The 23,495-nt window shown below is 41.8% G+C and carries 27 protein-coding genes; 22 read left to right on the top strand and 5 right to left on the bottom strand.

Features of this window, described 5'->3' with window-relative positions:
* The first annotated feature begins 62 nt into the window (after positions 1 to 62).
* Positions 63 to 287, top strand: a complete 225-nt coding sequence (locus PI95_RS14765) for an MbtH family protein (RefSeq protein WP_039755004.1) — start codon at positions 63 to 65, stop codon at positions 285 to 287.
* A gap of 754 nt (positions 288 to 1,041) precedes the next feature.
* Positions 1,042 to 1,218: a hypothetical protein gene (locus PI95_RS14760; protein WP_163518904.1), complete on the top strand. Its 177-nt coding sequence runs from the start codon at positions 1,042 to 1,044 to the stop codon at positions 1,216 to 1,218.
* An 876-nt stretch (positions 1,219 to 2,094) separates the two neighbouring features.
* Here the strand turns inward: PI95_RS14760 and PI95_RS14755 are convergent.
* Entirely contained in the window at positions 2,095 to 3,342 is a 1,248-nt protein-coding gene (locus PI95_RS14755; protein WP_039754878.1) for a tetratricopeptide repeat protein, read from the bottom strand.
* A gap of 228 nt (positions 3,343 to 3,570) precedes the next feature.
* On the opposite strand from PI95_RS14755, the gene PI95_RS14750 reads away from it, so the two are divergent.
* The 10 genes from PI95_RS14750 to PI95_RS14705 all read left to right on the top strand — a co-directional run bounded on the left by PI95_RS14750 (position 3,571) and on the right by PI95_RS14705 (position 12,131).
* Positions 3,571 to 4,257 (top strand): Vat family streptogramin A O-acetyltransferase, encoded by a 687-nt coding sequence (locus PI95_RS14750; RefSeq protein ID WP_163518903.1) that lies wholly within the window; start codon positions 3,571 to 3,573, stop codon positions 4,255 to 4,257.
* Between the two features lie 36 nt (positions 4,258 to 4,293).
* Positions 4,294 to 5,001: a pentapeptide repeat-containing protein gene (locus PI95_RS14745; RefSeq protein ID WP_052325914.1), complete on the top strand. Its 708-nt coding sequence runs from the start codon at positions 4,294 to 4,296 to the stop codon at positions 4,999 to 5,001.
* 368 nt (positions 5,002 to 5,369) lie between these two features.
* The gene (locus tag PI95_RS14740; RefSeq protein ID WP_039754875.1) at positions 5,370 to 5,642 is read left to right on the top strand and encodes a GlsB/YeaQ/YmgE family stress response membrane protein; all 273 of its coding nucleotides are present in this window, start codon (positions 5,370 to 5,372) and stop codon (positions 5,640 to 5,642) included.
* A gap of 146 nt (positions 5,643 to 5,788) precedes the next feature.
* Positions 5,789 to 6,532, top strand: coding sequence for a cobalt-precorrin-6A reductase (locus PI95_RS14735; RefSeq protein WP_039754873.1), 744 nt, complete (start codon positions 5,789 to 5,791; stop codon positions 6,530 to 6,532).
* Positions 6,533 to 6,611: 79 nt separating this feature from the next.
* Complete coding sequence (locus PI95_RS14730) at positions 6,612 to 6,851, top strand: antitoxin family protein (RefSeq protein ID WP_039754872.1); 240 nt, start codon at positions 6,612 to 6,614, stop codon at positions 6,849 to 6,851.
* Positions 6,848 to 7,243 (top strand): type II toxin-antitoxin system VapC family toxin, encoded by a 396-nt coding sequence (locus PI95_RS14725; RefSeq protein ID WP_163518902.1) that lies wholly within the window; start codon positions 6,848 to 6,850, stop codon positions 7,241 to 7,243. The genes PI95_RS14730 and PI95_RS14725 overlap by 4 nt, the downstream gene beginning before the upstream one ends.
* A gap of 101 nt (positions 7,244 to 7,344) precedes the next feature.
* Positions 7,345 to 9,177 (top strand): ABC transporter ATP-binding protein, encoded by a 1,833-nt coding sequence (locus PI95_RS14720; RefSeq protein WP_039754870.1) that lies wholly within the window; start codon positions 7,345 to 7,347, stop codon positions 9,175 to 9,177.
* A 171-nt stretch (positions 9,178 to 9,348) separates the two neighbouring features.
* The gene (locus PI95_RS14715) at positions 9,349 to 9,618 is read left to right on the top strand and encodes a hypothetical protein (protein ID WP_039754869.1); all 270 of its coding nucleotides are present in this window, start codon (positions 9,349 to 9,351) and stop codon (positions 9,616 to 9,618) included.
* Between the two features lie 63 nt (positions 9,619 to 9,681).
* The gene (locus PI95_RS14710) at positions 9,682 to 11,253 is read left to right on the top strand and encodes a metallophosphoesterase family protein (protein ID WP_039754867.1); all 1,572 of its coding nucleotides are present in this window, start codon (positions 9,682 to 9,684) and stop codon (positions 11,251 to 11,253) included.
* Positions 11,254 to 11,375: 122 nt separating this feature from the next.
* Positions 11,376 to 12,131: a class I SAM-dependent methyltransferase gene (locus PI95_RS14705; RefSeq protein WP_039754866.1), complete on the top strand. Its 756-nt coding sequence runs from the start codon at positions 11,376 to 11,378 to the stop codon at positions 12,129 to 12,131.
* A gap of 57 nt (positions 12,132 to 12,188) precedes the next feature.
* On the opposite strand, the gene PI95_RS14700 is transcribed toward PI95_RS14705, so the two are convergent.
* Both PI95_RS14700 and PI95_RS14695 read right to left on the bottom strand, forming a co-directional pair.
* Positions 12,189 to 12,470 (bottom strand): hypothetical protein, encoded by a 282-nt coding sequence (locus PI95_RS14700; protein ID WP_039754864.1) that lies wholly within the window; start codon positions 12,468 to 12,470, stop codon positions 12,189 to 12,191.
* A 221-nt stretch (positions 12,471 to 12,691) separates the two neighbouring features.
* On the bottom strand, positions 12,692 to 12,979 hold the full coding sequence (locus PI95_RS14695; protein ID WP_039754863.1) for a hypothetical protein: 288 nt from the start codon (positions 12,977 to 12,979) through the stop codon (positions 12,692 to 12,694).
* 58 nt (positions 12,980 to 13,037) lie between these two features.
* Here PI95_RS14695 and PI95_RS14690 point away from each other — a divergent pair, with 58 nt between their 5' ends.
* The gene (locus PI95_RS14690; protein ID WP_163518899.1) at positions 13,038 to 13,205 is read left to right on the top strand and encodes a hypothetical protein; all 168 of its coding nucleotides are present in this window, start codon (positions 13,038 to 13,040) and stop codon (positions 13,203 to 13,205) included.
* On the opposite strand, the gene PI95_RS14685 is transcribed toward PI95_RS14690, so the two are convergent.
* Positions 13,162 to 13,632, bottom strand: a complete 471-nt coding sequence (locus PI95_RS14685) for a VOC family protein (protein WP_039754862.1) — start codon at positions 13,630 to 13,632, stop codon at positions 13,162 to 13,164. The genes PI95_RS14690 and PI95_RS14685 overlap by 44 nt on opposite strands.
* Positions 13,633 to 13,849: 217 nt before the next feature.
* Between PI95_RS14685 and PI95_RS14680 the strand changes: the two genes are divergently transcribed.
* The 4 genes from PI95_RS14680 to PI95_RS14665 all read left to right on the top strand — a co-directional run bounded on the left by PI95_RS14680 (position 13,850) and on the right by PI95_RS14665 (position 18,175).
* On the top strand, positions 13,850 to 14,362 hold the full coding sequence (locus PI95_RS14680; protein ID WP_052325936.1) for a DUF4385 domain-containing protein: 513 nt from the start codon (positions 13,850 to 13,852) through the stop codon (positions 14,360 to 14,362).
* A 311-nt stretch (positions 14,363 to 14,673) separates the two neighbouring features.
* Entirely contained in the window at positions 14,674 to 15,852 is a 1,179-nt protein-coding gene (locus PI95_RS14675; protein ID WP_052325913.1) for a hypothetical protein, read from the top strand.
* Positions 15,853 to 16,105: 253 nt separating this feature from the next.
* Positions 16,106 to 16,705: a hypothetical protein gene (locus tag PI95_RS14670; RefSeq protein ID WP_039754859.1), complete on the top strand. Its 600-nt coding sequence runs from the start codon at positions 16,106 to 16,108 to the stop codon at positions 16,703 to 16,705.
* Positions 16,706 to 16,813: 108 nt separating this feature from the next.
* On the top strand, positions 16,814 to 18,175 hold the full coding sequence (locus PI95_RS14665; RefSeq protein ID WP_052325912.1) for a hypothetical protein: 1,362 nt from the start codon (positions 16,814 to 16,816) through the stop codon (positions 18,173 to 18,175).
* A gap of 218 nt (positions 18,176 to 18,393) precedes the next feature.
* On the opposite strand, the gene PI95_RS14660 is transcribed toward PI95_RS14665, so the two are convergent.
* Positions 18,394 to 18,654 carry a hypothetical protein gene (locus PI95_RS14660; protein WP_039754857.1) on the bottom strand — a complete coding sequence of 87 codons (261 nt, stop codon included), beginning with the start codon at positions 18,652 to 18,654 and terminating at the stop codon, positions 18,394 to 18,396.
* Positions 18,655 to 18,888: 234 nt separating this feature from the next.
* Between PI95_RS14660 and PI95_RS14655 the strand changes: the two genes are divergently transcribed.
* From PI95_RS14655 to PI95_RS14635, 5 genes are all read left to right on the top strand, one after another.
* Entirely contained in the window at positions 18,889 to 21,048 is a 2,160-nt protein-coding gene (locus PI95_RS14655; protein WP_039754856.1) for a Tex family protein, read from the top strand.
* Between the two features lie 329 nt (positions 21,049 to 21,377).
* Positions 21,378 to 21,800, top strand: a complete 423-nt coding sequence (locus PI95_RS14650) for an ester cyclase (protein ID WP_039754854.1) — start codon at positions 21,378 to 21,380, stop codon at positions 21,798 to 21,800.
* A 274-nt stretch (positions 21,801 to 22,074) separates the two neighbouring features.
* Entirely contained in the window at positions 22,075 to 22,434 is a 360-nt protein-coding gene (locus PI95_RS14645) for a 2Fe-2S iron-sulfur cluster-binding protein (RefSeq protein ID WP_039754853.1), read from the top strand.
* Positions 22,435 to 22,664: 230 nt separating this feature from the next.
* Positions 22,665 to 23,063, top strand: a complete 399-nt coding sequence (locus tag PI95_RS14640) for a phage holin family protein (protein WP_039754852.1) — start codon at positions 22,665 to 22,667, stop codon at positions 23,061 to 23,063.
* Between the two features lie 165 nt (positions 23,064 to 23,228).
* Complete coding sequence (locus PI95_RS14635) at positions 23,229 to 23,417, top strand: YqaE/Pmp3 family membrane protein (protein ID WP_039754851.1); 189 nt, start codon at positions 23,229 to 23,231, stop codon at positions 23,415 to 23,417.
* Positions 23,418 to 23,495 lie beyond the last annotated feature (78 nt).

Raw genomic sequence — 23,495 nt, 5'->3', positions numbered from 1 at the left:
AGAGTAGCAAAACAGTGCTAGCAGATCAAGTAAACAAGCGTGTCAATTTTTTTGGAGTAATTATGAGTTGGAATGACCAAGAAGACACAACTATCTACAAAGTTGTCGTAAATCACGAAGAACAGTATTCAATTTGGCCTAGTGAGCGGGAAAATGCTCCTGGTTGGACAGATGTTGGTAAAAGCGGGACAAAGGAAGAATGCCTAGCTTACATAAAGGAAGTGTGGACTGATATGAGACCACTTAGCCTGCGTCAGCAAATGGAAAAATCAGCACAATCAAATTAAAGATCGATCGTGGTACGAACATCGTCTGTTGACAACTGACTGTCAAACTTAAACCAAATCCGCAAGGGAAGATACGCCTTTTCTGCTTTGACTACGCAGGAGCAGGGCTGTTTTATTGCACAAGCATAAGCAGTTTGTCAATATCGTTAGAGAGAAATCTTTGAGCCGTTGTGATGGAAAGATAACCATTTCGACGAAGTACATTGAGTGCGTTGGCGTTCGCGTTCGCCCAGGAGCGTTGCCGCAGGCTAGCGTGTCGCAGACAAGCCTTGCCGAACGCGAGTGCGTCTTTGACAGGAGAAGGCATCGCTCTAATAATTGAGAGATTGGCAGCGGCGTTACCTATACGTATGGTGGAATCATATTCATTAAGAACTACATCCTTAACCCAAGGTCGTCGATTTTCGATACCCTAATGTCCGCGAATTCCACAAGCGAATTCTTTAGCCGTGCGGATCGGGCTACTTATCATCGGTGTGAAGTTTGAAGAAAGAAGATCGATGTTCATTCCTTCAACAGGCAACATAAACGAAGTCTAAAACCCCAACTTCGGGTGCGTTGAAAGATCCAGAAGTGGGGTTTCAATTGCCTTTACTTAAACTAAACCACGGAAGGTGGTCGCCGCAGGCATCGCCTTTAAAAGGCGGTGTACCGGCGACTTCAACATATCTTTCTTCTTTCTTCTTCCTTCATTGAAGTAACAGACAATCTCATAGTATTTTTTACACGAAAATAGCCGGAGATTGAGAGCTTTGTGACTGAAGCTGCCTGCACAATCCTGATTGAGGAATTAATCCACCGCCTAAAACGAATAGAACGACTCACATATAAATTTGGTCAAATTCAAATCAACTTACGTCAATCTCAACTAGAGAGTCTAAAACTTGGTAATTTCAGCTTTACGGAAAAGTTTTGCGATCGCTCTGGCTAACGGGGAACAACACCAAACTTTTGTCGAAAAAACTGTAGAGTGGAAATACATTTTTTCATATTTTCTGGTCAAGAGATATTATAAGTAAAGCTAATCATTAAACGGGAGAGGCAATGCGAAGCCTCTTGCCAAGACATCAAGTCGCGCACAAGCATGAATTTTTGTAAAATTCATGCGATGTAACTGCGAAGGATGCAAAGAAAGGTCTTCGCAGACGTTATGAGCCTGATAATAAACCATACAACAAGTACTGTTGCAGCCACTGACAATCTAATACGTCTGTTTTGCGACCAGGTATTTTGACGTAGTGCGCGAAAACATACGCTTGACATCAAAACCACGACTTTCCAAAACTGAAAGTACAGGTATCCAATAAACCCCTGTTGATTCCATTGCTACGGGTTCAATTCTACATTCTTTTAACCAGTCTGCCCGCAACGTACAGGTCAGCCGTAAAACATGCCTACGTACATTGTCGCTATCTGCTTTCCATAAACGCTTCAAACCGCTTTGCAAGCCAATGCGTGAAACCACATTATGGGTCTTGTCCACTTTTGGCGATCGTGTTCGGGGATGTTAGTTTAGGCGATCGCAATAAAAAAGGGGTTTCACAAACACTCTTTCACTCATTGACAGCCAACATCTGTAAAATGTCGTGGGGTGTTGAGGATCTAGTAAACGAACGCTTGTGCCATTTTTGTCCAGGGGAGCGCCCAAGGGTAGAAGCTGTAGGGTATTACGGCGATTTGATAAAAACACGCAACCGTCACGCATAGACGTTACGAAAGGAACGTCTCTACAATATATGTGATTTGTAGGACATGATGTAACGTCTCTACAAAATGCTGAAATTTAAAAATCATAATCATACGTTAATCAAGCTGTAATCCCGTAAATCTGACTTTTCTCAACATTCTTAAGCGCATCTCGATAAACCTGCTGAAATAAAACCCGCTGTGCATGACTTCCCCCAATCTCGTGCAAGCGCCGCTTTAAAGGTTTAAGTTCCATCACAGCTGTATTAAAATCTTTTTTAGCGTGAGCCATCATCCCCCTAGCTGCGGGTATTGCTACCTCTAACCAACTTTGCCGCAAAAATAAATTCACCGTCAGAGTATGTTGTTGCATACTCACTAACATCTGATTTACCCAGTTAGTTTGTCCAGCTTTGGCTAAAGCATAGATGTAATGCAAATCTTGGAAAGGTAGAGCGTGTTCGTTAATACGAGGGTAAAGATAAGCACTTATATCTTGCCAACGATCGCCTACATCTACCCCGCGTAACTCTAGCCGCAATAAAAGCGAAATTGCTCCTACTTCATCTTTTGGAGAGTCTTTCCGAGCGCGTCCCCAGATATGATTATCGTAAAGCGCTAAAACTTTATCTGTGTCGCCCAGTTCTAAATAATACAGCGCAATGTGCCACCAGTTGTGAGTATACAGCATCGAGTTGCAGTTTTCCCAAGTATCTGCAAAGTTCTCCATCCAAGCTATACCTTCCTCAACTCGTCCCTGAGTTTCCATGACGTGAGCGATCGCATGATGCACCCAAGGATCGTGACGATTTAATTTTACTGCTAACATAGCCATCTTTTCCGCTGCTGCTAGTTGATGACACTGTTCTAAACCAAACGCTACCATTCCGTATAAATAATGAGAATTTATATTCGCAAATACGATTTTATGGGCAATTTTCAATAATTTATCTTTGTCACCTGTATAAAAATAGTGATATTGTCCTTGCTGGACGGATATCATATCAGTGGGAAAGTTATCGGTAATCTCTTCGTGCAAAGCGATCGCTACATCTATCTCTTTATTTGCCCAAGCTGCGATCGCTTGTACATATAACTTTTCTCTAATTGTAATCTTGTCTAAATGTTGTTGTGCTGCTTGCAGATAAGGTTGCGCTTGCCTTAAACCTACTTGATTTTCCTGGGAAAGGTAATAAGCTGCCGCATAAGCTTGAGCGATCGCACAAGTCGGATCGGCGGCAATTGCTTGCAAAATCACAGTTTCTGCATATGAACCATAACTCAAAGCTTGATCGATGAAGCGATTAATAAGGGCGATCGCTTCTGGTGAATCTGTTGTCACTTTTAATTTTTGTCTATCTTCTTGCATTGCCTGTTAATTCCTCACAGCATAAGTGCGTCTGTTGTTTTTGGTAAAACAACGGCAAATCGGTCGGAATAGTGTACTTTATTAGAGTATGTCACACCCAAGCGAGAAAAGGCAAGAGAAAAACAACGGTAAATTGATAGATGAACCGTAGTTGGTGATAGATGATTTTTTTCTTACCTGGTTTGGTGTGCTTCAGACTTCAGGTGACGGGCGATAATTTTAGGAGCGATGTCGGGACGACAACGCTCCGCGAACGCGGTGAGTGCGATAAGGGAGGCTACTTTGTACGGGGCAGATCCAAACAATAAACATCCGATGGAGGGATTTCCGCAAATTTGCTTCATCAAAAATACCGTTGTCAATCCGAACATCATCATTGGTGACTACACATATTACGACGATCCAGTAGATTCGGAGAACTTTGAGCGCAATGTGTTGTATCACTATCCGTTTATTGGTGACAAATTGATTATTGGGAAATTTTGCGCGATCGCCACGGGTGTCAAGTTCATCATGAATGGGGCTAACCACAAAATGTCTGGTTTGTCAACTTATCCGTTTCAAATCTTTGGTAATGGTTGGGAAAAAGTCATGCCACAGATAGGTGAATTACCATTCAAAGGCGATACTGTGGTTGGTAATGATGTGTGGATCGGTTATGAATCAACAATCATGCCAGGTGTAAAAATTGGGGATGGGGCGATCGTCGCCGCCAAATCAGTGGTTGTGAGCGATGTACCAGCTTATACCATTGTTGGCGGGAATCCGGCGAAATTGATTAAGCAGCGATTTTCAACTGAGGCGATCGCTGCACTTTTAGAAATTGCATGGTGGAACTGGAGTATCGAAAAAATCTCGCGCAATCTTGAGCTGATTGTTTCTGCGGATATTGATGCGCTTAGAAGTTGTGAGTGAGTTTAGACAGTAAAATGCGTTACCTCAGCTATAGAAATGAAAAATATTATATCGATTGCTTTGAATAGTTGGTCACGGCAAAAACAGCAGCCTATTTTGCTATTTGACTCAGTAGCAGCGGCTTCTGATGTTGCTTTTATACTCGGCGGTCAGTGGGATGGCTGCAATGGTGTAGTGATGAGCAAATGTGATGAGGTAGCGGTTAACACTGCGGCTAATTTGGTGGATGCAAAATGGTGTTATAGCGGGACATGTTTTGCTTGTTTAGCTTCGTTGAAGAGTGATGAACTGATAAAGCGTTATGCAGCAGGAGAGAGGAATTTTATCAATGCTAACTTGAGGTGTGCAATGCTGGCATCAGTGAAGCTGAGTGAAGCTAACCTCAGTTATGCAAAGTTGAATTTGGCTAATTTAAGCAAAGCCGACTTAAGCAAAGTTGATTTAACAGCGGCAGATTTAAGTGAAGCTAATTTGAGTGCAGCCGACCTGAGTCAGGCATACTTAGTCAGGACAAACTTAACTAAAACAGATTTGCAACTAGCTGATTTGAGGGGGGCTAATTTAACTAGGGCTAATTTAAGTGAAGTTAACTTAAGTCATGCAGACCTCAGAGGAGCAAATCTAGCGTATTCAGACCTGAGAGGCGCAAATTTTCACTTTTCCAACTTGAGTGGGGCTAATTTGACAGGTGCCAAGTTTATAGAAAGAGACTTGGAAGAGTGCCTTAGAAACAATAGTATCTAAATTTTATCTGTAGAGACGTTCCGCACCGAACGTCTCTACGAGCAATTTCGGTTCTCTACCTTTATATTCAGCAACGGCTAACTCTTCTAGTAGAGGAAACAAGTAATTAGAAATGCATATACTGCAATCATTACCAAGCAATAATCTTTGAAGCTTCTAGTTTTAGACCAACTAGGAGCTTTTTTTTAGGTTATTACTTATTTCAATTGAGGCGTATGTCAAAAGAAGTAAGAGTAGAGACGTTTTGCCAAAACGTCTTTACTATGCCTTGAGGCTAATAACAATTAGTTCTGTTGGCAGATTGGATGCCAGGGTTTGAATTGTTATTGTGTATTTGTTAGAAAAAACCTTCACTGAATTAACGGAACATGAATATTCTTGCTTGGATTGTTTTAGGTCTAATTGCTGGTGCCATTGCTAAGGCTATCTACCCCGGTCATCAAGGCGGCGGAATTTTAGGAACCATTTTGTTAGGAATCATTGGTGCTTTTGTGGGCGGTAGTTTGGGCGTATTCTTTAGTACAGGGACTTTAGCTCTAGCAACTCCTACTTTCAGCATCCCCGGTATTTTAGTAGCTGTTCTTGGTGCAATCGTTGCAGTTTTCTTGTGGAATCTAATCACCCGCAGAAGTGCTGTGTAATAAGTTCAATTGCAATCAATTAATAATATACTTCGGGGAAGTCTAAATATATTTATCCCTGAATTTAATTAAAGCAGTAGCGCTTGCCTGTAGTTAGGTAGGCGCTATTATTATGTTTTTGGGTAAAAATTAATTCTATGTAAAGTATGAAGCGGGTATTAATTCTGGGTGGAACCGGTGATGCGGCTGAATTAGCGGCGAAAGCGGCAAATCTTCCAGGAATTGAGGTGATGGTGTCCCTGGCTGGTCGCACTCGTCAACCAAAAGATGTGGCAGGTAATGTACGAATTGGTGGCTTTGGTGGTGTAGCCGGATTAACTGCATATCTGCGTGATGAAGCAATTGATTTGCTTGTTGATGCGACCCATCCGTTTGCAGCGCAAATCTCGCTGAATGCGATCGCATCTGCAACTGAGGTAAACATTCCCGCGTTGATGTTGGTGCGCCCGATGTGGCAGCGAGTTATGGGGGACAATTGGATAGAAGTTGAAAGCATTGAAGCTGCTGCTTTGAAGTTAAGCGATCGCCCAAAGCGAGTTTTCCTCACTATCGGCAGACAAGAACTTGCGGCTTTTGCCCACATAGAGGATATTTGGTTTCTCATGCGGATGATTGACCCGCCACAACCAAATACTTTAGTACCAAAAGGTTTACTATTATATGATAGAGGACCTTTCACCCTGGCTTCGGAACGGCAATTGTTGATTCAGCACGCGATCGACACTATTGTAAGTAAAAATAGCGGTGGTGATGCGACTTACGCCAAGATTATTGCAGCACGAGAGTTGAATATCCCTGTTGTGATGGTACAGCGTCCGGCTGTTTTGCAAGGCGATCGCGTTACAAATGTCGAAGCCGCGTTAAATTGGTTAATTAGTCATCTGAAGTGAGGTTCACTTATAGGCTGACAACCTCAGCTAAAAGGTACTATGTAATGATAAGAAGTGCTAGTCTATGAGGCAATAGCTGATGGCAATAACTATAGAAGCTGTTTATGAAGAGGGAGTACTCAGACTATCACAACCAATTCCATTAGCTGAGGGAACTCGCGTTGAAGTTATTGTTATTCCCAGCGAGGCTAAACCTAAAGTCCAATCTGCAAAAGATATTTTGGCAAAAATCGCTTCTATGCCTTTAGAAGGAAGCAATGATCGCTTCTCCGGTCGAGATCATGATAGCATTCTCTATCCTGAGCATGATGCAATATGATTTTTGTGGATACTAGTGCTTGGTTTGCCAGTATCGTTCCTTCAGATACAGATCATCAAGCAGCATCTTTATGGGTTAATCAGAACAATCAGCCATTGCTGACGACAGATTACATAGTAGATGAAACCCTTACGCTGTTGAGAACTCGTGGTGAAGCTTTCAGGGCAATGAGTTTGGGAGAGGCATTCTTTTCAGGTGTGCTTGCAACCATCTATTACCTGAGTGAAGAAGATATTCAACAAAGCTGGCAGATTTTCCGTCAGTTCTCAGATAAAAACTGGAGTTTCACAGACTGCACTAGTCGAGTTGTGATGAGTAAACTTAATTTGACTGAGGCATTCACCTTAGATCATCACTTTCGTCAATTTGGATTCGTGAATGTTGTTCCTTAAAAGTTGAACGATCGCCTATTTAGACTCCTCAAAGGAAAGCGATCGCACTCCCCTTTACCATCGGCAGCAATTAAGGGGCACTTCACGCTATAAAATGAATAATGAGGACTCAAAAGAAACGAAACGCTCTGCGTCAATCACTTTCCGTATTCCGCTACAGTGGACGTGCTGTCAACTTGGTGTGGACTACTAGCCGCTTTTTAACTATTATTCTTGCCACTTTAACTTTAGTGGCTGGTCTTTTGCCTGCTGCGATCGCCTACATCGGTAAGTTAATTGTCGATGCGGTCATTTTTGCCGCTCAATCGCATACATACAGTAGCGATTTTGTCAATAATTCTCACCCGTTGATGTATGTTGGCTTAGAAGCGATCGCTGTTGCTTTATTAGCTGCTACTCAACGAGGACTTTCCGTCTGTCAATCGTTACTGCGCGTGTTACTCGGTCAACGGGTCAACGTTCTTATCTTGGAAAAGTCCCTCACTTTGGATCTCACCCAGTTTGAGGACTCGGAATTTTACGACAAATTGACGAATGCGCGGCGAGAAGCTTCAACTCGTCCCCTTTCTTTGGTAACGCGCACATTCGGCTTGGTGCAAAGCGCTCTTTCACTTATAACATATGGAGCTTTGCTTGTCAAGTTTTCTGTTTGGGCGTTGTTAGTTCTAATTTTAGCCGGGATGCCTGCATTCTTTGTGGAAACGAAGTTTGCGGCACAAGCTTTCCGGCTGTTTAGTTGGCGGGCGCCAGAAACCCGCGAACAGCATTATTTAGAAACCCTGCTTGCTAGAGAAGATTTTGCCAAAGAAGTCAAACTCTATCAGCTGGGGGATATGCTGTTAGGACGTTATCACGCTCTATTTAATCGGCTTTATGGCGAAGATCGCGATTTAACTTTGCGTCGGGGCTTGTGGGGATATCTATTAAGTTTACTTTCTACTGCTGGTTTTTACATCGCCTATGCTTGGATTGTTATAGAAACCGTGGCGGGGAGAATTACTTTAGGAGATATGACAATGTATCTCACCGTATTCCGCCAAGGACAAACTACTTTTTCCGGGGCGTTGACTTCCATCGGCGGGATGTATGAAGATAACTTGTATCTCTCCAATTTGTACGATTTTCTCGAAGAAGAAGTACCAACGGCAATAGGTAAAGCAACCAAAGGTGTCAAACCCAAAGATGGTATTCGTTTTGAGAACATGACATTTACCTATCCGGGAAATTCGCAACCAGCGTTAAGAAATATATCTCTACATTTGCGACCAGGTGAAAAACTAGCGATCGTTGGTGAAAATGGTTCTGGGAAGACAACCTTAATTAAACTGCTGACTCGGCTTTATTATCCAGACTCCGGACGCATCTTACTCGATGGCTTAGACTTGCAAGAATGGGATGTCGATGTATTGCGTCGGCGTATTGGTGTAATTTTCCAGAACTTTGTTCGCTATCAATTCACCGTCGGCGAGAATATCGGTGTCGGTGATGTGGAACGATTAGAAGATAGAGAACTTTGGGAAATTGCCGCTGAAAAAGGCATGGCACTACCTTTTGTAGAGAAGTTACCCGCAGGTTTTACAACTCAGCTTGGTAAATGGTTCAAGGGTGGACAAGAACTTTCTGGGGGACAGTGGCAAAAAATAGCTCTTTCTCGTGCTTTTATGCGAGATAGTGCAGATATTTTGGTTTTAGATGAACCGACATCAGCAATGGATGCTCAAGCTGAGTTTGATATTTTCAATCATTTTCGCGCTTTAACCAAAAATCAGATGGTATTGTTAATTTCTCACCGCTTTTCTACAGTGCGGATGGCTGACAAAATCGTGGTGATTGAAAATGGGGAAGTGATAGAACAGGGAACTCACGATGAGTTATTGCAAGCTGGGGGACGCTATGCGAAGTTATTCTTATTGCAAGCAGCCGGGTATCAGTAGAGACGCGATTAATCGCGTCTGTACAAAGGGGGGGAGTAGAGACGCGATTAATCGCGTCTGTAGCAGTAGGGTGTGTTGTCGCGTAGCGCAACGCACCATCCCACATGTTCGGTGCGTTAGAACGTTCCGTCCATAACGCACCCTACCAGATTGAAACTTCGAGTTCAGAACATGAAACTTCGAGTTCAGAACATGAAACTTCGAGTTCAAAGGGTCATCGTTGACCTTCTGAAGCTCAATGTTGACCTTCTGAGGCTCAAAGTTGACCTTCTGAGGCTCATCGTTGACCTTCTGAGGCTCAATGTTGACCTTCTGAGGCTCATCGTTGACCTTCTGAGGCTCGAAGTTGACCTTCTGAGGCTCAATGTTGAGGTTCTGAGGCTCATCGTTGACCTTCTGAGGATGTTTGCTGTAGTAAGGACTTCAGTCCTTATCTCATAAGATGAGGACTGAAGTCCTCACTACGAAGCTATCAAGGTAAACTCAAATTTGGGAGTATCTACGATGAAGTTAATATCCGATCCACCGATTCCAGTGAAAATCCAAAAGATGAAGGAACGAGTGCGATGGAATCATTCGAGTATTGTATCACGCGGAATTGACCAAACGAGTATGGTTTTAGATGACGGTAGAGACGATCGCCCAGATTTTTCTTTTATGGTTATCGGTGATACTGGCACTAAGTCGCATTATGGTGAACATCCTCAACGCAAAATCGCGGAATTAATGCTGCCTCACCGCGATTCTTGCCGTTTTGTGTTGCATACGGGGGATGTTATTTATGTCGTCGGTTCCCATGAGTATTATCGCTCAAACTTTATTGAGCCTTACCGCGAGTTTTTGGAGAATGGCGAGAATCCTAAAAGCATTCGTTACGATCGCATGGTCTTCAATCTACCAATATTACCCGTCCCTGGTAATCACGATTACTACGATGTACCGTTGATGTATCGCTGGCTGACCGGAACAACGCAACCTTTACGGCGGATGTTCCGCTATAAAGATATTGAGATAGGCTGGCATGGTTCGTATCAAGGCAATGCTTATGCAAAAGCATTTCTTGATTATTTGCAGGCGATCGCTTCTCCCAAAGAGTTAGAACGTCACCTTGATAAGCATTATACGGCAAAAAGTGACACCGGGCGCTGTTTGCGTTATCAACCCGGACACTTTACCCGCTTGCCCAATCGTTATTATACGTTTCGTTACGGCGGTATTGACTTTTTCGCTCTCGACTCGAATACTTTTAATGAACCATTACCGCTGCCGGCAACCAAAGAAGGAGAAATTAATCGCCGGGAATTAGAAAAACGTCGGCGGGAAATAGACCAAGAAGAATCAGAGATTTTGGGATTATGCGATCGCCTCAACCCAGATAACCCCAAACAAGCAGAACAACTCGATGAACTCAGTGCCAAATTAGACCAAATCAACGAAATCAAAGTTGACATCGAGAAACAACTTGCATCTCACAAACCGTCTGCGATCGACTTTGAACAACTCGAATGGTTAAAACAAAGATTAATTGAATCTTGGCACACTTCAGACGTGCGCGGACGTATAATTTACTTTCATCATCCGCCCTACGTCACTGAAAGCAATAAATGGCATCAAGCGCAAACATTAGCAGTTCGTCGTCGCTTGCGTGCTTGTTTTGATGCGGTCGCGCTTCAGGTTGGTTCTCTAACTCAAGGACGTTCGATAGTCGATTTAATCTTCAACGGTCACGCGCACTGCTTAGAATATCTCCGCACCGCTGATACTGGATACGCAGACTCGCATATTAACTGTATCATTAGTGGTGGTAGCGGTCATTTTCCCCGTCGCCAACGCAAAGAGGGAAGAGAATTGATGGAAACTTTTGAGGAAATTGACGGCAGTAAAAGCCGTAAAATTGCGGATTCCTTGCTTTATGTTGGTCGCGAGGGCTACAAACCACATCGACGATTGCCTTATTCATTCGTGCGAATTGATGTACAATCCGGTTCCCCACCCAAGTTTATCATTAGACCGTTTGTGGCAGAGCGAGTAGGAGAAAATTGGAGCGATCGGGCAATGGAAGCGTTTGTGATTTAAATTTTTGGCTAAATGGCGGGGGAGGATAACCCCGCTTGTAGTTATATAAAATATGGTAGTAGGCGTTTTCACGTTTATTTTCAGCACTAAAGTGCTGACTACAAAATAAAACCAATCAAACAATGAAATTTAAACTAAAAGATAAATTTGTATTTTTAACCGTAGGCATCCTATTAATACTGTGCAGCTGGCTACTTAAACCTACGCTGTCACCAACAGCACCTACAGCATCCGCAACATATCAATATAAGTCTATCCACAGCCCAGACGGTATCGGCAAATTCTACCAAGGACGAGAAATAGCGCAAGTTATGGGACACACCGGCGCTTCATGGCTAGAAAGACCAAGCCGTGAAGCAGAAGAACAGCCTAGTAAGATTGTAAACGCGATCGACCTCAAACCTAACGATGTCGTTGCAGACATTGGCGCCGGTACAGGTTATTTAAGCTTTCGCATCGCACCGTTAATTCCCAAAGGAAAGGTGTTTGCTGTGGATATTCAGCCAGAAATGTTAGATATAATTAAGTCTTTGAAAAAAGAGAAAAATATCAGCAACGTTGAACCGATTTTAGCAACGGAGAGTAACCCCAACCTACCGCCTGAAAGTGTAGATTTGGCGATAATGGTCGATGCTTACCACGAATTTGAGTATCCCTTTGAAGTGATGCAAGGAATTATCAAAGCCCTTAAACCTGGTGGTAGAGTCGTTTTGGTTGAATACCGAGGCGAAAATCCCTTTGTGATGATTAAAGCTTTGCACAAGATGACTCAGAAACAAGTAAAAAAAGAAATGCAAGCTGTTGGTTTGACTTGGAGGGAAACCAAAAACTTGCTACCACAGCAGCATCTAATGGTGTTTGAAAAGCCGCAGAGATGAGTCTGTGCCTTTAGAATAGCTGCCTTGTGTTTCTTGAAAATTCAGCAATAATAGCAATCAAGAAGCAACTTTATCTTGAATGCTACTCAGACAAAAATTAAGATGCGAACGAATAGCCCGTTCATAAACTAAAGTTTGTTCTGTGCGTACCCCGACAGGCTGATAAATCAAGTTAACTTCCGGAAATTCCTGCCAAGACATCAAAAAAATGTCTTTGGCAGGAGTAGTAATTTGATAATTATTCTCTTGTCTTTTCTTTATCAGCCGACAATTATTTAGCTTTAGCTTTTGTCTAAATAATTCTTCAAATTCGGGAACTAAAGTTGCATAATTTGTCATGGTCTATACACGCTCAAAGGTTTTAGTGAGAGAATCAGCATCTGGTGATATTACTAATTATGACACTTCATCTACTTAAAATATAAAAATATTTTGAAGGTATAAATTACTCTGTGTATTTTTCCTCAAAATTTGACTGTAGGGTGCGTTAGCCGCATGTTTTGGTATGATTTTTCATGAAATAAGATTAAAGCGCCGCAGGGCACCCTACTTAAGATTTGCTATTTTGATGTAGAAAGAGGAATGATGCTGGCGCTTTTTGCTGTACTATCCCAAACTATCCAATTACAAGAATCATCCACATCAGCCGCATTATTTGTGACTTTAAAATAAAGCTTTTCGCTGCCTTTGGGTTCAATAGCAAAGTCGGCATTTTGAGCATATACTACTTTAAAACCTCTGTCTTGCAGGCAATACTTTGCCCAATTTTTCAATGACTCCTTATATGGATTGTGTGGAATTGCTGGTTTTGTGATTAATGCCTCTTCGATAACTTGAAATATTTTCATAGTTGTTAGTTGTTGGTTGTTGGTTGCTAATTGGTAATTGCTAATTGCTAATTGCTAATTGCTAATTGTTTTTTCCACTCCCCACTCCCCATTCCCCATTCCCCACTCCCCACTCCCCACTCCCCACTCCCCACTCCCCATTCCCCACTCCCCACTCCCCACTCCCCATTCCCCACTCCCCATTACCCATTTACATCATCCGGATCGCAACGAATTTCAATCATAAAGCCATCGGGGTCGTAAAAATACACGCCTCTACCTGTGGGACGGGTGACTGGACCGTGTGCGATCGCTATTTTATTCTCTCTTAATACTGTCACCGCTCGCTCAAATAATTGCGGCTCGATGTCAAACGCCAAATGATATGCTCTAGTAAACGTCTGTTCTGGATTTGGATCGGGTGGTGATAATTCCGGTTCCCAAAATAAATCGAGGATTGTCCCATCTGGAGTAACGAAGTTGGCAACTTTACCTTGTGCTACCAACTCAACTAAGGTTTTCGGAACTTCTTCCCCTGTAAGTTCATGCAAACCCAAAATTGTGCTGTAAAAGTGGCGGGAAGCTTGCATATCATGCACATTTAGAGCAATATGATGTACGCGGCGCAGATTTCCGGCGACAAGGGTAGGATTGGAAGCGGTGCTAGGAAGCATGGTATGACTCAATTTTTGAAGAAGGCAGAAGGCAGAAGGCAGAAGGCAGAAGGAACATTTTCGTTGGGGATTCAAACCCCAACCAATTGTAGACGCTCCATCCGCCTAATCGCGGACTTGGTACGCACAACGCCGCAGGCTTTAGCCTGTCGGTGAATAAAACGCAACCTCACATAGAATTAATATTAAAGCTTATTATTCATCATAAAAAGCGATGATGCAATTTGATTATTCTTTAGACTTTAAGAATATCGACTTTCGCCAACATCCAGAACTGTATCGCGTTGGCAAAGGCGAACAGGGTGTACTTTTAGTAGAACCCTACAAATCAGAAATTCTTCCTTATTGGCGGTTTAAGACTCCGGATATTGCCAGAGAGTCGAGTGAAAAAATCTACGAAATGTTTCTTGCTTATCTGGAACAAGATGATTTTGTCGGTGCAGATATGGCGCGAAAGTTTATTCAAATGGGTTATACGCGATCGCGTCGTTATGCTAATCACAAAAGTGGCAGAAAATACAAAACCAACCCGCAAAAAGAAACTTCACCATCAGCACAACTGCAAGCGCGAAAAGATATCTTACCTTATGAAGTAGACCCAGTGAAAGCCGAATCCGCAGCGATATTTAAAGAAAAATGGATACAAGCCAAAACCAACGAAAAATATCTTCAGTTGTTAAGAAAACATCAAGAAAAAGTTATTAGTTACGAAGAAAACAAATCTACTTAAGTATATTCACTTTTTCTTCTTTCTGCCTTCATTATGAAGATAGTTTGTATAGGCGATCGCTTAAATTACTGGTACAAAAAGAGACTTAATAACTTGACTGATTTGTAAACTATTTATGTACAAACAACACATTAATTTCTAAGAAATTGTTATCAAATTTAATACTTATGTAATTGCAACTTCAGACAGACTTAGTAATTTGGTATGTCTGCCTTTAGAGCGGTTAACTTGTTATGTTTAATTGTTAGATTAGCCCTGGATAAACAATTTAGATATCGGCGGTAAACCTTTTACTTAAGGAGTTCATTATTATGGTTCAGAACAGACAGGATTTAAATCAGCAAGATGAAAATGCAAACCGCGTAGTTAGCGATCGACCATTATCTGGTTCGACAAATTATGGAAACCAAGATGTTAACCGGGTAGGCAGCGATCAAAGTTATTCTGGTTCCACAAATTATGGAAACCAAGATGTTAACCGCGTAGCTGGTCAACCATTATCTGGTTCCGCAAACTATGGAAACCAAGATGTTAACCGCCCAACAGGTCAACCTTATTCGGGTTCCGCAAACTATGGAAACCAAGATGTTAACCGCGTAACCACCGGTCAACCTAATGCTGGTTCTGCAAACATAAATGCTGGGGTAAATACACAAGCAAATTCTCCTTCAGTTAACGCTGAACAACAAAACAAAAATATAAATCCGGCATTAACTAGAGCATTGATAGGTGGACTCATTGGTGGTACCTTGGGTTCATTAGCTGGTGCTTGGGCTGGTAAAAGAATAGCTCAGGGCTTTAACACTGCTCTAAAAGGTTTAGGAGATGCATCAAAGACTATTGGTGAAGGTCTTGGTCAGACAGCAAAAGGTCTAGGAGAAGCGGCAAAGAGTGTCGCTGAAGGTGCTACCGAAGCTGTTGTAGGTGGTGCAGTAGACACCGCAGAGGGTGCCGCTGACTTAGCCAAGCAAACTGTAGCGGGTACAATCGACGCAGTACAGAATACAGCCGAAGGTGTTGGTCAAGTTGTACAAGCAGGAGCGGACGTAGCCAAGCAAACCGTAGCAGGTACGTTGGACGCAGTACAGAGTACAGCGCAGGGTGTTAACCAAGCTGTACAAGGTGCAGCACAGGCAACAAAGGATACAGTAAACAGTGCCGCTGAGACAGCTAAACAAAGCGCAGTAGGTACAATCGACGCGGTACAAAATACAGCGCAAGGTGTTAACCAAGCTGTACAAGGTGCAGCGGATGATGCCACCAAGTCATTAGAAAATCAGGGCAATCAATATCAAGATCGGACGTTTGCCAGCAATCAGCAGAACAACGATCAAACCCAGATGGATCGTACACCGATGATCTACGTTTCTACCCAAGAGCAGCCACGACCTGAAGTTGACCTAATCCTGCCATCAGATGCGGGAGTCTTAAGAACTTCTCAAGACGAGTCGCTTGAGGAAGAAATTGCTCGGTTTGATGAATACAAATAGACAACCGACATTCGGAAAGTCAGAAATCAAACCTAGACAATAAATGAAGGTAGTCTTAGAAATGTCAGGATAAACCACAGTTTTTTCCTTGCATTTTTAGGACTACCTGCAAACATAGAAAACTCCCAAGTTATACCAATGAGGCAGGATTTTCACCACTGAAATGTCAAATCAAACAAAAAAGGTGAAGCTTTCGCCTTTTATTGTGTAGCTAAATAAAAATTAATTCAGTTTTGCCTAAGAGGAAACGATTATGAACAATGGAAACCAGCAGCTTTTGGATCGGTCTGAAGAAAATATTGATCCCGTTATAGATCAAGCTGATAGTTATGAAGTAGAGAAAAAAACAAATGAGGCTTTCAATAAAATAGCGCTAGGAACACTCGTTGGTGCTGCGTTAGGTGCTTTAGCTGGTGCTTTAGCTATTAAGGGTACAGCCGAAAAAGTTAATCAGACTGTAAAAAATGTCGGCAACACAGTCAAAGGTGCTGCTGAGGGTTTTAACCAAACTGTAAAAGATATTGGAACCGCAATAAATACTGTAGCTGAGGGTGTTGACGACAGCGTTGAAGATGTAGCCACTGCTGTCAAGGGTACAGCTTTGGGCGTTAATGACACTGTAAAAAATACAGTGGATACTGTCAGCGGTGCAGCTATCGGTGTTAACAGCACTGTCAAAAATACAGCGGAGATCGTCAAGGGTGCAGCTAAGGGCGTTAACGACACGATTAAAGGTACAGTGGATGTAGCTAAGAGTGCAGTTGAAGATGTCAAGCCATCTGGTAGTGAGAGCGTCAATGTACCTAATAACCAGACGGCTTACATTTTAGTTCCAGTGGAAAACCAAGAGTAAAGCCAAGGGTGGGCAATTCCCACCTTTGTAATTTATTTTGTTTGCCTACAACCAAAAACTGATGCACAATTAGCAGGAATGTAAAATGTCGTTATTAATTTGGTTAGTATGAGCGATCGCAAGCAGCCTGTTAATATCAATGACCAAAACCCTAACTGCATTACAAAGCAATACGCGCATCATTCTACAGGTATAGGTGGTGGGTTAGTTGGAGCGGCAATTGGTGGTTTACTCGGTCGCAAAGTTGGCGGAGTTTTTGGTTGTGCAGTCGGCGCAGCAGCTGGTGCTTTGGTCGGGAAGGGTACAGCTGAACGTATTAACCGCGCTATCAGCACTATAGAAAGTGTAGCGATCGCAGCCAAAAGTGTAACTGAGACTGTTAACGACAGTGTAAGCGGTGTAAGCAATGCACTCAAGGATACAGTTGAAGAGGTCAAGCCATCTGTAGTTGGTGTAGTAAATGCAGTTAGAGATACAGTTGATGAGGTCAAGCCATCTGTAGTTGGTGCGGCTAATAATGTAGCTGAGGCTGTTAAGCAAACTGTAAATACTGTAGAATCAGCACTAAAAGATACACTTGAGCAGGTAACAGCAAACAGTGTAGAATCAGCGGTAAAAGATACTGTCGAGGAGGTAACAGCAAACAGTGTAGAATCAGCGGTAAAAGATACACTTGAGCAGGTAACAGCAAACAGTGTAGAATCAGCGGTAAAAGATACTGTCGAGGAGGTCAAACCCTCCCAAACAAGTGTAGAAGCGGTAAAAGATACTGAACAAGTGGAGTTATTTCATAATCGCAACAGCAAGCCAGATGAACCGCAGGCTACAGTGCAACCAAGCCAAAAGCTATTTTTTAATAATGCTGTTAACCAGCCAAAACAAAACTTAAATTATTTACAACCATATAATAATCCCAACACAGACGTAAAAGCGATTGAGTATAATATTCAACAAAGGCAAGAAGAAATTGCTCACCAGCCTAAACCCCAAAAAATTCAAACAATTACTGGAATTATTCTCGGAGCAGTTACTATAACTTTTATGGGTGTATCTTTAGGATTAAGTCCAAAAGAACAATTTTTAGGAACACAAGCATTAGAATTTAATCAAAGTATAAGTCCAACCGTAGATAAACCAGAAACAGTTAATCAAGGTTGGATTTTTCTAGGTAATATCAACAACGCTTCCGATTCTACATTGATTGGAAAACGTTTTATCAAAGGTTCACAGTATACTAATTCTTCTGTTGTGCCATCAGTAGGGTCAATAGTAACTGTAACTGTTAAACCAGGCGTAAGGTTGAGGAAGAATAAACCAAATGCAGCTAACTTTAATTATAAAGAAGTAGCTGTTCTTAAGCCAAGAGAGAAAGTAAAGATTATTAAAGTAGAATCTCTAACTTCCAATAACACTCCACTTGCCAAAAAAGTTTGGGCAAAAGTCCATAGATGCGATACTGCTTGTAATTAATTAGCCTGGTAGAGACGTTCCGGCGTCACGTCTGTACAATGGCGTCACGTCTGTACAATGGCGTCACGTCTGTACAATGGCATCACGTCTGTACAATGGCGTCACGTCTGTACAATATGTGTGATATCATATCCGATAAATCGCCATAATCATCTATTACAGTTTTCTATTACTGTTGATTTGCCGGATATGAGAATTTAAATAAAAAATATTTTTTTCTAGCTGCTAGAATTTATTTGATTTTGGTTGTTTTGGTATTGCTTCATTTTGTACTCATTTTTTTCTAAAAGTATCTGAGTAGTAATGAGAACAACAATTAGCAATAAAAGCTGAATCTGCCAAGGAGCTAAGACCAAACTTATAATTAAGCTGATAACTGCAAGTATGCCTGCAAAGTAGGCGATTTCATCGACACCTTTCTTAAAGATGTAACCAGTTATCAAGCCTGTAAAGAGTGGTATCAAAAAAGACAAAGCCATTTTTAACAAACCTCTGCACTAGAAGTACGTTGCTTTCTCGAATATAAAGATTTCCGGTAACTGTACTTACTTTACATCCAAAAATGTTTTCAGTACAATACCTAATCTCAAACAACAACGTATAAAATAGAAATTCCGGAATCGTAATGTAACTTAGCTTAACACTTAATGCTTGCGCTGAAACAGCCAATTGGCATATTACCTTAGAAATATATTTTCCCTCCTTAACACTTGATGCTGAACATTCCTCAATTATTGGCAACTGAACTAGACCTTAAACTTTATCAGGTGCAAAACGCGCTGGAACTATTAGCGGAGGGTGCGACGATTCCCTTTATTGCACGTTACCGCAAAGAGCGCACCGACGAGATGAATGAAGTGCAATTGCGTGATGTTGCGGATAGGTATACTTACTTACAGGAACTGGAAGAAAGGAAAGCGGCGATTTTGAAAGCGATCGCCGAACAAGGTAAACTCACTGATGAACTGAAAGCAAAAATTGAATTCTGCTTACAAAAAACTGAGCTTGAGGATTTATACTTACCCTATCGACCAAAGCGACGCACTCGTGCCACTATCGCTAGAGAAAAGGGACTCGAACCTTTAGCACAGTTTATCAAGTCGCTAAATGTTAAGAATAATGTAGCGGTTTCACTAGAAGAAGAAGCTGCGAAGTATATTTCCGAAAGTTTGGGAGTAAAGACAGCAGAAGAAGCACTCAAAGGCGCTGCTGACATCTTAGCGGAAGAAGTGGCAGAAAAAGCTTTTTTGCGGGCATATGTGCGCGAATATCTCTTAGAAGAAGGAGTATTTGTCTCTCGCATCAAAGATAAATATCCCGAAGGGACAACCAAGTTTGAAATGTACCGCGACTATAAAATTCGCGTGCCAAATATCGCACCGCACAATATGCTGGCTTTGTGTCGCGGTGAAGCTGAAGAAATATTACAGTTTGAAATTGCCTTTGATGAAGATATGGTACTTTCTTACTTAGAATCGCAGGAAATTCACTCAAAGCAGCGTGTAATTAGAAATTTTTATCAGGATATGCTGAAAGATGCATTCAATCGCCTGATGAAAACATCTTTGATAAGTGAGGTAATTTCCGAAAAGAAACTTTATGCAGATATTGAGTCAATCAAAACATTTGAAACGAATCTGCGAGAGTTATTACTATCTGCGCCGGCGGGTATGAAACCAACCTTGGCGATAGATCCGGGGTTTAGAACTGGATGCAAAGTTGCAGTACTCGATGAAACGGGGAAATTTTTAGAATATCAAGCGGTGTTTCCCCACCAAGCAGCAGAACAACGTGCCAAAGCTGCACAAACCATCAAAAAGTTGATGGAAAAATATAAGATAGAATTGATTGCGATCGGTAATGGTACAGCTTCGCGAGAGACAGAAGAATTTGTCTCGGAAGTTTTGCAAACAATGGAACGCAAGCCGATTAAAGTAATGGTAAATGAGTCGGGTGCATCTATATATTCTGCCAGCAAACTTGCAGGTGAAGAATTCCCCGATTTAGATGTTACTGTACGCGGTGCGATTAGTATCGGGCGCCGTTTGCAAGATCCACTAGCAGAACTTGTGAAGATAGACCCGAAATCTATTGGTGTGGGACAATATCAACATGATGTCGATCAAAAGTTGTTGAAAAAGAAGTTAGATGAAACGGTAGAAAGCTGTGTTAACTATGTTGGCGTGGATTTGAACACCGCATCAAAAGAACTTCTGACTTTTGTATCGGGAATTACCTCAACCGTAGCGAATAATATTGTTAAATATCGTAACGAAAACGGTGCATTTAAAAATCGCCGCCAACTGTTGAAAGTTCCCAAATTGGGACCAAAAGCCTTTGAACAAGCAGCGGGTTTTCTTCGCATTCGCGGTGGTGACAATCCTTTAGATAATACCGCAGTGCATCCAGAAAGTTACGCAGTTGTGCAGGCGATCGCATCCGATTTAGGTGTACCCTTACAACAGGTAACGCAAATTGCCGAAAAGTTGCAAAAAACTAACTTGAAAAAATACGTCACCGATACCATTGGTGAACCCACCCTGCGTGACATCAAAAGCGAACTAGAAAAGCCAGGAAGAGATCCGCGTGCTGAATTTAAGTATGCCACCTTCAAAGAAGGAATCAAAGAAATTTCTGATTTAAAAACAGGGATGGAATTAGAAGGTATCATTACCAACGTCGCCAATTTTGGCGCATTTGTCGATATCGGTGTACATCAAGATGGTTTGGTGCATATATCCCAACTTGCTGATAGATTCGTAGACGATCCGAATAAAGTCGTGAAGGTGGGACAAGTCGTGAAAGTCCGAGTTATGGAAGTTAACGAAAAATTAAAACGGATTGGTTTGTCAATGAAGGCTGTTAAACAGTAGAATCTCAGCATTTTACCCTTCCCCGTTTGCTGTGGAGGGGTAAGGGTATCTGTTGTATTATTCAAACCGCGAAATTCTGGGTTACAGCAATTTTCATGTATTTAGACCACACTCTTGTTTCTTCCTTTGCGCCTCTGCGCGCCAGTCGCCTCACTCCTCCACCCCCGCACGGCGCTGGCTTGCCTTGGCGTGAGATAAAAATAATGTAGTTCATTTACCTGAAAATCGCTGTAATTTGACAATACTGCACATTATGTGTCTAATAAAAAGTTAGGGTTCGCGTTCTTTTTTTAATTCAGTTTATAATCTCAGCTTTAGGAGAATCAGCGATGTCTACCATCGAGGACAACAAAATAATTGCTCGACGGTGGCTGGAACTCATCAGCGAGCACAAAATCGAGGAAATCTGCTCAATGACTGCCCCAACTTGGACGATGCACGGTGGGGCGCCAGAAATGCCCCCTGGACCGGAAGGAGTTCGCAAACTCTTTAATGCAATCGGACCTATTGATCAGAAATGGACGATTGAAGACGTAATTGCTGAGGGTAACAAAGTTGTCGTGCGCGCAACTAACACCTGCGTCCAGGAAAGTTTCTTTGGCATACCCGGTCATGGTCAGCAGCAAACGTTCACGGCTATGTTTATTCATTCGATTGCTGACGGTAAGATAACTGAAACGTGGCGAAACGCTGATGATCTTGGGCGGCTTTTTCAGCTTGGGGCACGGATTTCGCCGGGAACGTCAGAGTAGGTGAGATTTATAAAGAATTATAAAATTATCTTGACTTTTGTTAAAAGATAGCTATTGTCATTGACCTGAGTTGTTAGGCGATCGCTCTTGTTCACTGTAAATAACCACAATCTTGCCAACAACAGTTTATTAATGAATCACAAATCATGCCGTAAGCGGTCTAACGCGAGTCGTTGTAGCGGACAGATACTTCAGGGAAAATCAAAAAATATTTACGAGAGTGCGATCGCGGTAGAAAATAATAAATTGTGACTATTCAAATAATAAATAAAAAATGACAGTTTATAAAGTTAGACTTATCAATTCTGCAATTGCGTTAGATCGGACAATTGAAGTACCAGAAGACCAATATATCCTTGATATAGCCGAAGACATCGGTATCCGTTTACCATCTGGATGCAAACAAGGCGAATGTTCCGTTTGTGTCGCTAAACTCATCAGTGGTGAAGTCGATCAAAGCGAGCAAAAATTTTTGCGTCAGCAAGAAATCCAAGCTGGATATACGATTACCTGTGTAGCTTACCCTTTGTCTGATTGCACCTTAGAAACTCATCAAGAACAAGTCTTGTATAAATCATCGCTTTACTTTCAATCTGAAGCGACTTTAGCAGACGATACAAGCAATAATATCTAACTTTAATTGTACCTTGATAACGTAGGGTGCGTTACTATGTTAACGCACCCTACGTTTGAAATAGAAGCAATAATATCTAAGTTTAATTCTACCGACTTACTTAATTTTTACTCAACACCAGCCAAATGGCATAAGACAAATCTACCTTGTTAGAGAGGTTTAAACCTAAGCGTTTAGTCGAAGATAGTTTCAGAACGTTGAAACAATCTTTGGTTCTTAGGTGAAAAAAAATGTTGGGAACCTTTTTTATAACACTAGCTACAGCCTTAAGCCTGCTAATTGTTGATTTAGTTGTGCCAGGTGTTAATATAGCTAACTTTCCGGCTGCTTTAATTGCCGCTTTAGTAGTTGGTTTAATCAATGGTTCAGTTAAGCCAGTTCTGTCTGCCTTATCTTTACCGCTTAATTTCTTGAGCTTTGGAGCATTTTCTCTAATTGTAAACGGTCTGTGTTTTACATTAGCAGCATTTTTGGTTCCGGGGTTTAGCGTTCACGGAATTCTCGGTTTTATTCTCGGTCCAGTTGTTTTATCTTTTGCTAACACTTTCATAAGCAAGTACTTTGCCGAGAAAAATCTGGCTTTGACTAGCGGTGACGTTAAAACCCAAGGCGAATTACCTTCAAGATAAGCGTTAATGGGAGTAGAGATGCCAGTAATATTATGTCTCTACCCCTAGGAAATCTGAAGGCTTAAATAAAACTTCCGAATTAAGATAATTCCTCAGATGGAGTTTATAATTCGGTAACTTCCAGAAAATGTGAATAAATAAAGTTGAAATAGTAGTAGCAATACCATGAAATTAGTTCGTTTTCTTCTTGGTCTGATTGTGCCTCCGTTAGGCGTGTTTTTAACAGTTGGTGTTGGTCCAACTTTGCTGATTAATGTTTTGCTAACTCTTCTCGGTTGGCTTCCCGGTAGTATTCATGCAGTTTGGGTGATTGCTAAACGCGAAGAAGCTTTGGATAGACAGGAACCGATTTAGTAAAGTTTTTAGGTTTGATGAATCTTCTCTTAACAAGGAAATAAATTAGGGCGGACTAATATTAAGTTCGCCCTTTTA

It is taken from the genome of Hassallia byssoidea VB512170, assembly GCF_000817785.2.
In the GTDB taxonomy this organism is placed as follows: domain Bacteria; phylum Cyanobacteriota; class Cyanobacteriia; order Cyanobacteriales; family Nostocaceae; genus Hassallia; species Hassallia carrinoi.
Note: the sequence above shows the minus strand (reverse complement) of the source record. Positions and strands in the feature narration are given on the sequence as shown.

What these genes read in the sequence shown, in the direction of transcription:
- PI95_RS14650 (WP_039754854.1), top strand. Translation starts at nt 21,378, where the DNA reads ATGTCTACCATCGAGGACAACAAAATAATTGCTCGACGGTGGCTGGAA.
- PI95_RS14695 (WP_039754863.1), bottom strand. Translation starts at nt 12,979, where the DNA reads ATGAAAATATTTCAAGTTATCGAAGAGGCATTAATCACAAAACCAGCA.
- PI95_RS14735 (WP_039754873.1), top strand. Translation starts at nt 5,789, where the DNA reads ATGAAGCGGGTATTAATTCTGGGTGGAACCGGTGATGCGGCTGAATTA.
- PI95_RS14700 (WP_039754864.1), bottom strand. Translation starts at nt 12,470, where the DNA reads ATGACAAATTATGCAACTTTAGTTCCCGAATTTGAAGAATTATTTAGA.
- PI95_RS14725 (WP_163518902.1), top strand. Translation starts at nt 6,848, where the DNA reads ATGATTTTTGTGGATACTAGTGCTTGGTTTGCCAGTATCGTTCCTTCA.
- PI95_RS14730 (WP_039754872.1), top strand. Translation starts at nt 6,612, where the DNA reads ATGGCAATAACTATAGAAGCTGTTTATGAAGAGGGAGTACTCAGACTA.
- PI95_RS14765 (WP_039755004.1), top strand. Translation starts at nt 63, where the DNA reads ATGAGTTGGAATGACCAAGAAGACACAACTATCTACAAAGTTGTCGTA.
- PI95_RS14750 (WP_163518903.1), top strand. Translation starts at nt 3,571, where the DNA reads ATGTCGGGACGACAACGCTCCGCGAACGCGGTGAGTGCGATAAGGGAG.
- PI95_RS14710 (WP_039754867.1), top strand. Translation starts at nt 9,682, where the DNA reads ATGAAGTTAATATCCGATCCACCGATTCCAGTGAAAATCCAAAAGATG.
- PI95_RS14745 (WP_052325914.1), top strand. Translation starts at nt 4,294, where the DNA reads ATGAAAAATATTATATCGATTGCTTTGAATAGTTGGTCACGGCAAAAA.
- PI95_RS14675 (WP_052325913.1), top strand. Translation starts at nt 14,674, where the DNA reads ATGGTTCAGAACAGACAGGATTTAAATCAGCAAGATGAAAATGCAAAC.
- PI95_RS14660 (WP_039754857.1), bottom strand. Translation starts at nt 18,654, where the DNA reads ATGGCTTTGTCTTTTTTGATACCACTCTTTACAGGCTTGATAACTGGT.
- PI95_RS14740 (WP_039754875.1), top strand. Translation starts at nt 5,370, where the DNA reads ATGAATATTCTTGCTTGGATTGTTTTAGGTCTAATTGCTGGTGCCATT.
- PI95_RS14640 (WP_039754852.1), top strand. Translation starts at nt 22,665, where the DNA reads ATGTTGGGAACCTTTTTTATAACACTAGCTACAGCCTTAAGCCTGCTA.
- PI95_RS14685 (WP_039754862.1), bottom strand. Translation starts at nt 13,632, where the DNA reads ATGCTTCCTAGCACCGCTTCCAATCCTACCCTTGTCGCCGGAAATCTG.
- PI95_RS14665 (WP_052325912.1), top strand. Translation starts at nt 16,814, where the DNA reads ATGAGCGATCGCAAGCAGCCTGTTAATATCAATGACCAAAACCCTAAC.
- PI95_RS14635 (WP_039754851.1), top strand. Translation starts at nt 23,229, where the DNA reads ATGAAATTAGTTCGTTTTCTTCTTGGTCTGATTGTGCCTCCGTTAGGC.
- PI95_RS14670 (WP_039754859.1), top strand. Translation starts at nt 16,106, where the DNA reads ATGAACAATGGAAACCAGCAGCTTTTGGATCGGTCTGAAGAAAATATT.
- PI95_RS14680 (WP_052325936.1), top strand. Translation starts at nt 13,850, where the DNA reads ATGCAATTTGATTATTCTTTAGACTTTAAGAATATCGACTTTCGCCAA.
- PI95_RS14720 (WP_039754870.1), top strand. Translation starts at nt 7,345, where the DNA reads ATGAGGACTCAAAAGAAACGAAACGCTCTGCGTCAATCACTTTCCGTA.
- PI95_RS14755 (WP_039754878.1), bottom strand. Translation starts at nt 3,342, where the DNA reads ATGCAAGAAGATAGACAAAAATTAAAAGTGACAACAGATTCACCAGAA.
- PI95_RS14715 (WP_039754869.1), top strand. Translation starts at nt 9,349, where the DNA reads ATGAAACTTCGAGTTCAGAACATGAAACTTCGAGTTCAAAGGGTCATC.
- PI95_RS14655 (WP_039754856.1), top strand. Translation starts at nt 18,889, where the DNA reads ATGCTGAACATTCCTCAATTATTGGCAACTGAACTAGACCTTAAACTT.
- PI95_RS14645 (WP_039754853.1), top strand. Translation starts at nt 22,075, where the DNA reads ATGACAGTTTATAAAGTTAGACTTATCAATTCTGCAATTGCGTTAGAT.
- PI95_RS14705 (WP_039754866.1), top strand. Translation starts at nt 11,376, where the DNA reads ATGAAATTTAAACTAAAAGATAAATTTGTATTTTTAACCGTAGGCATC.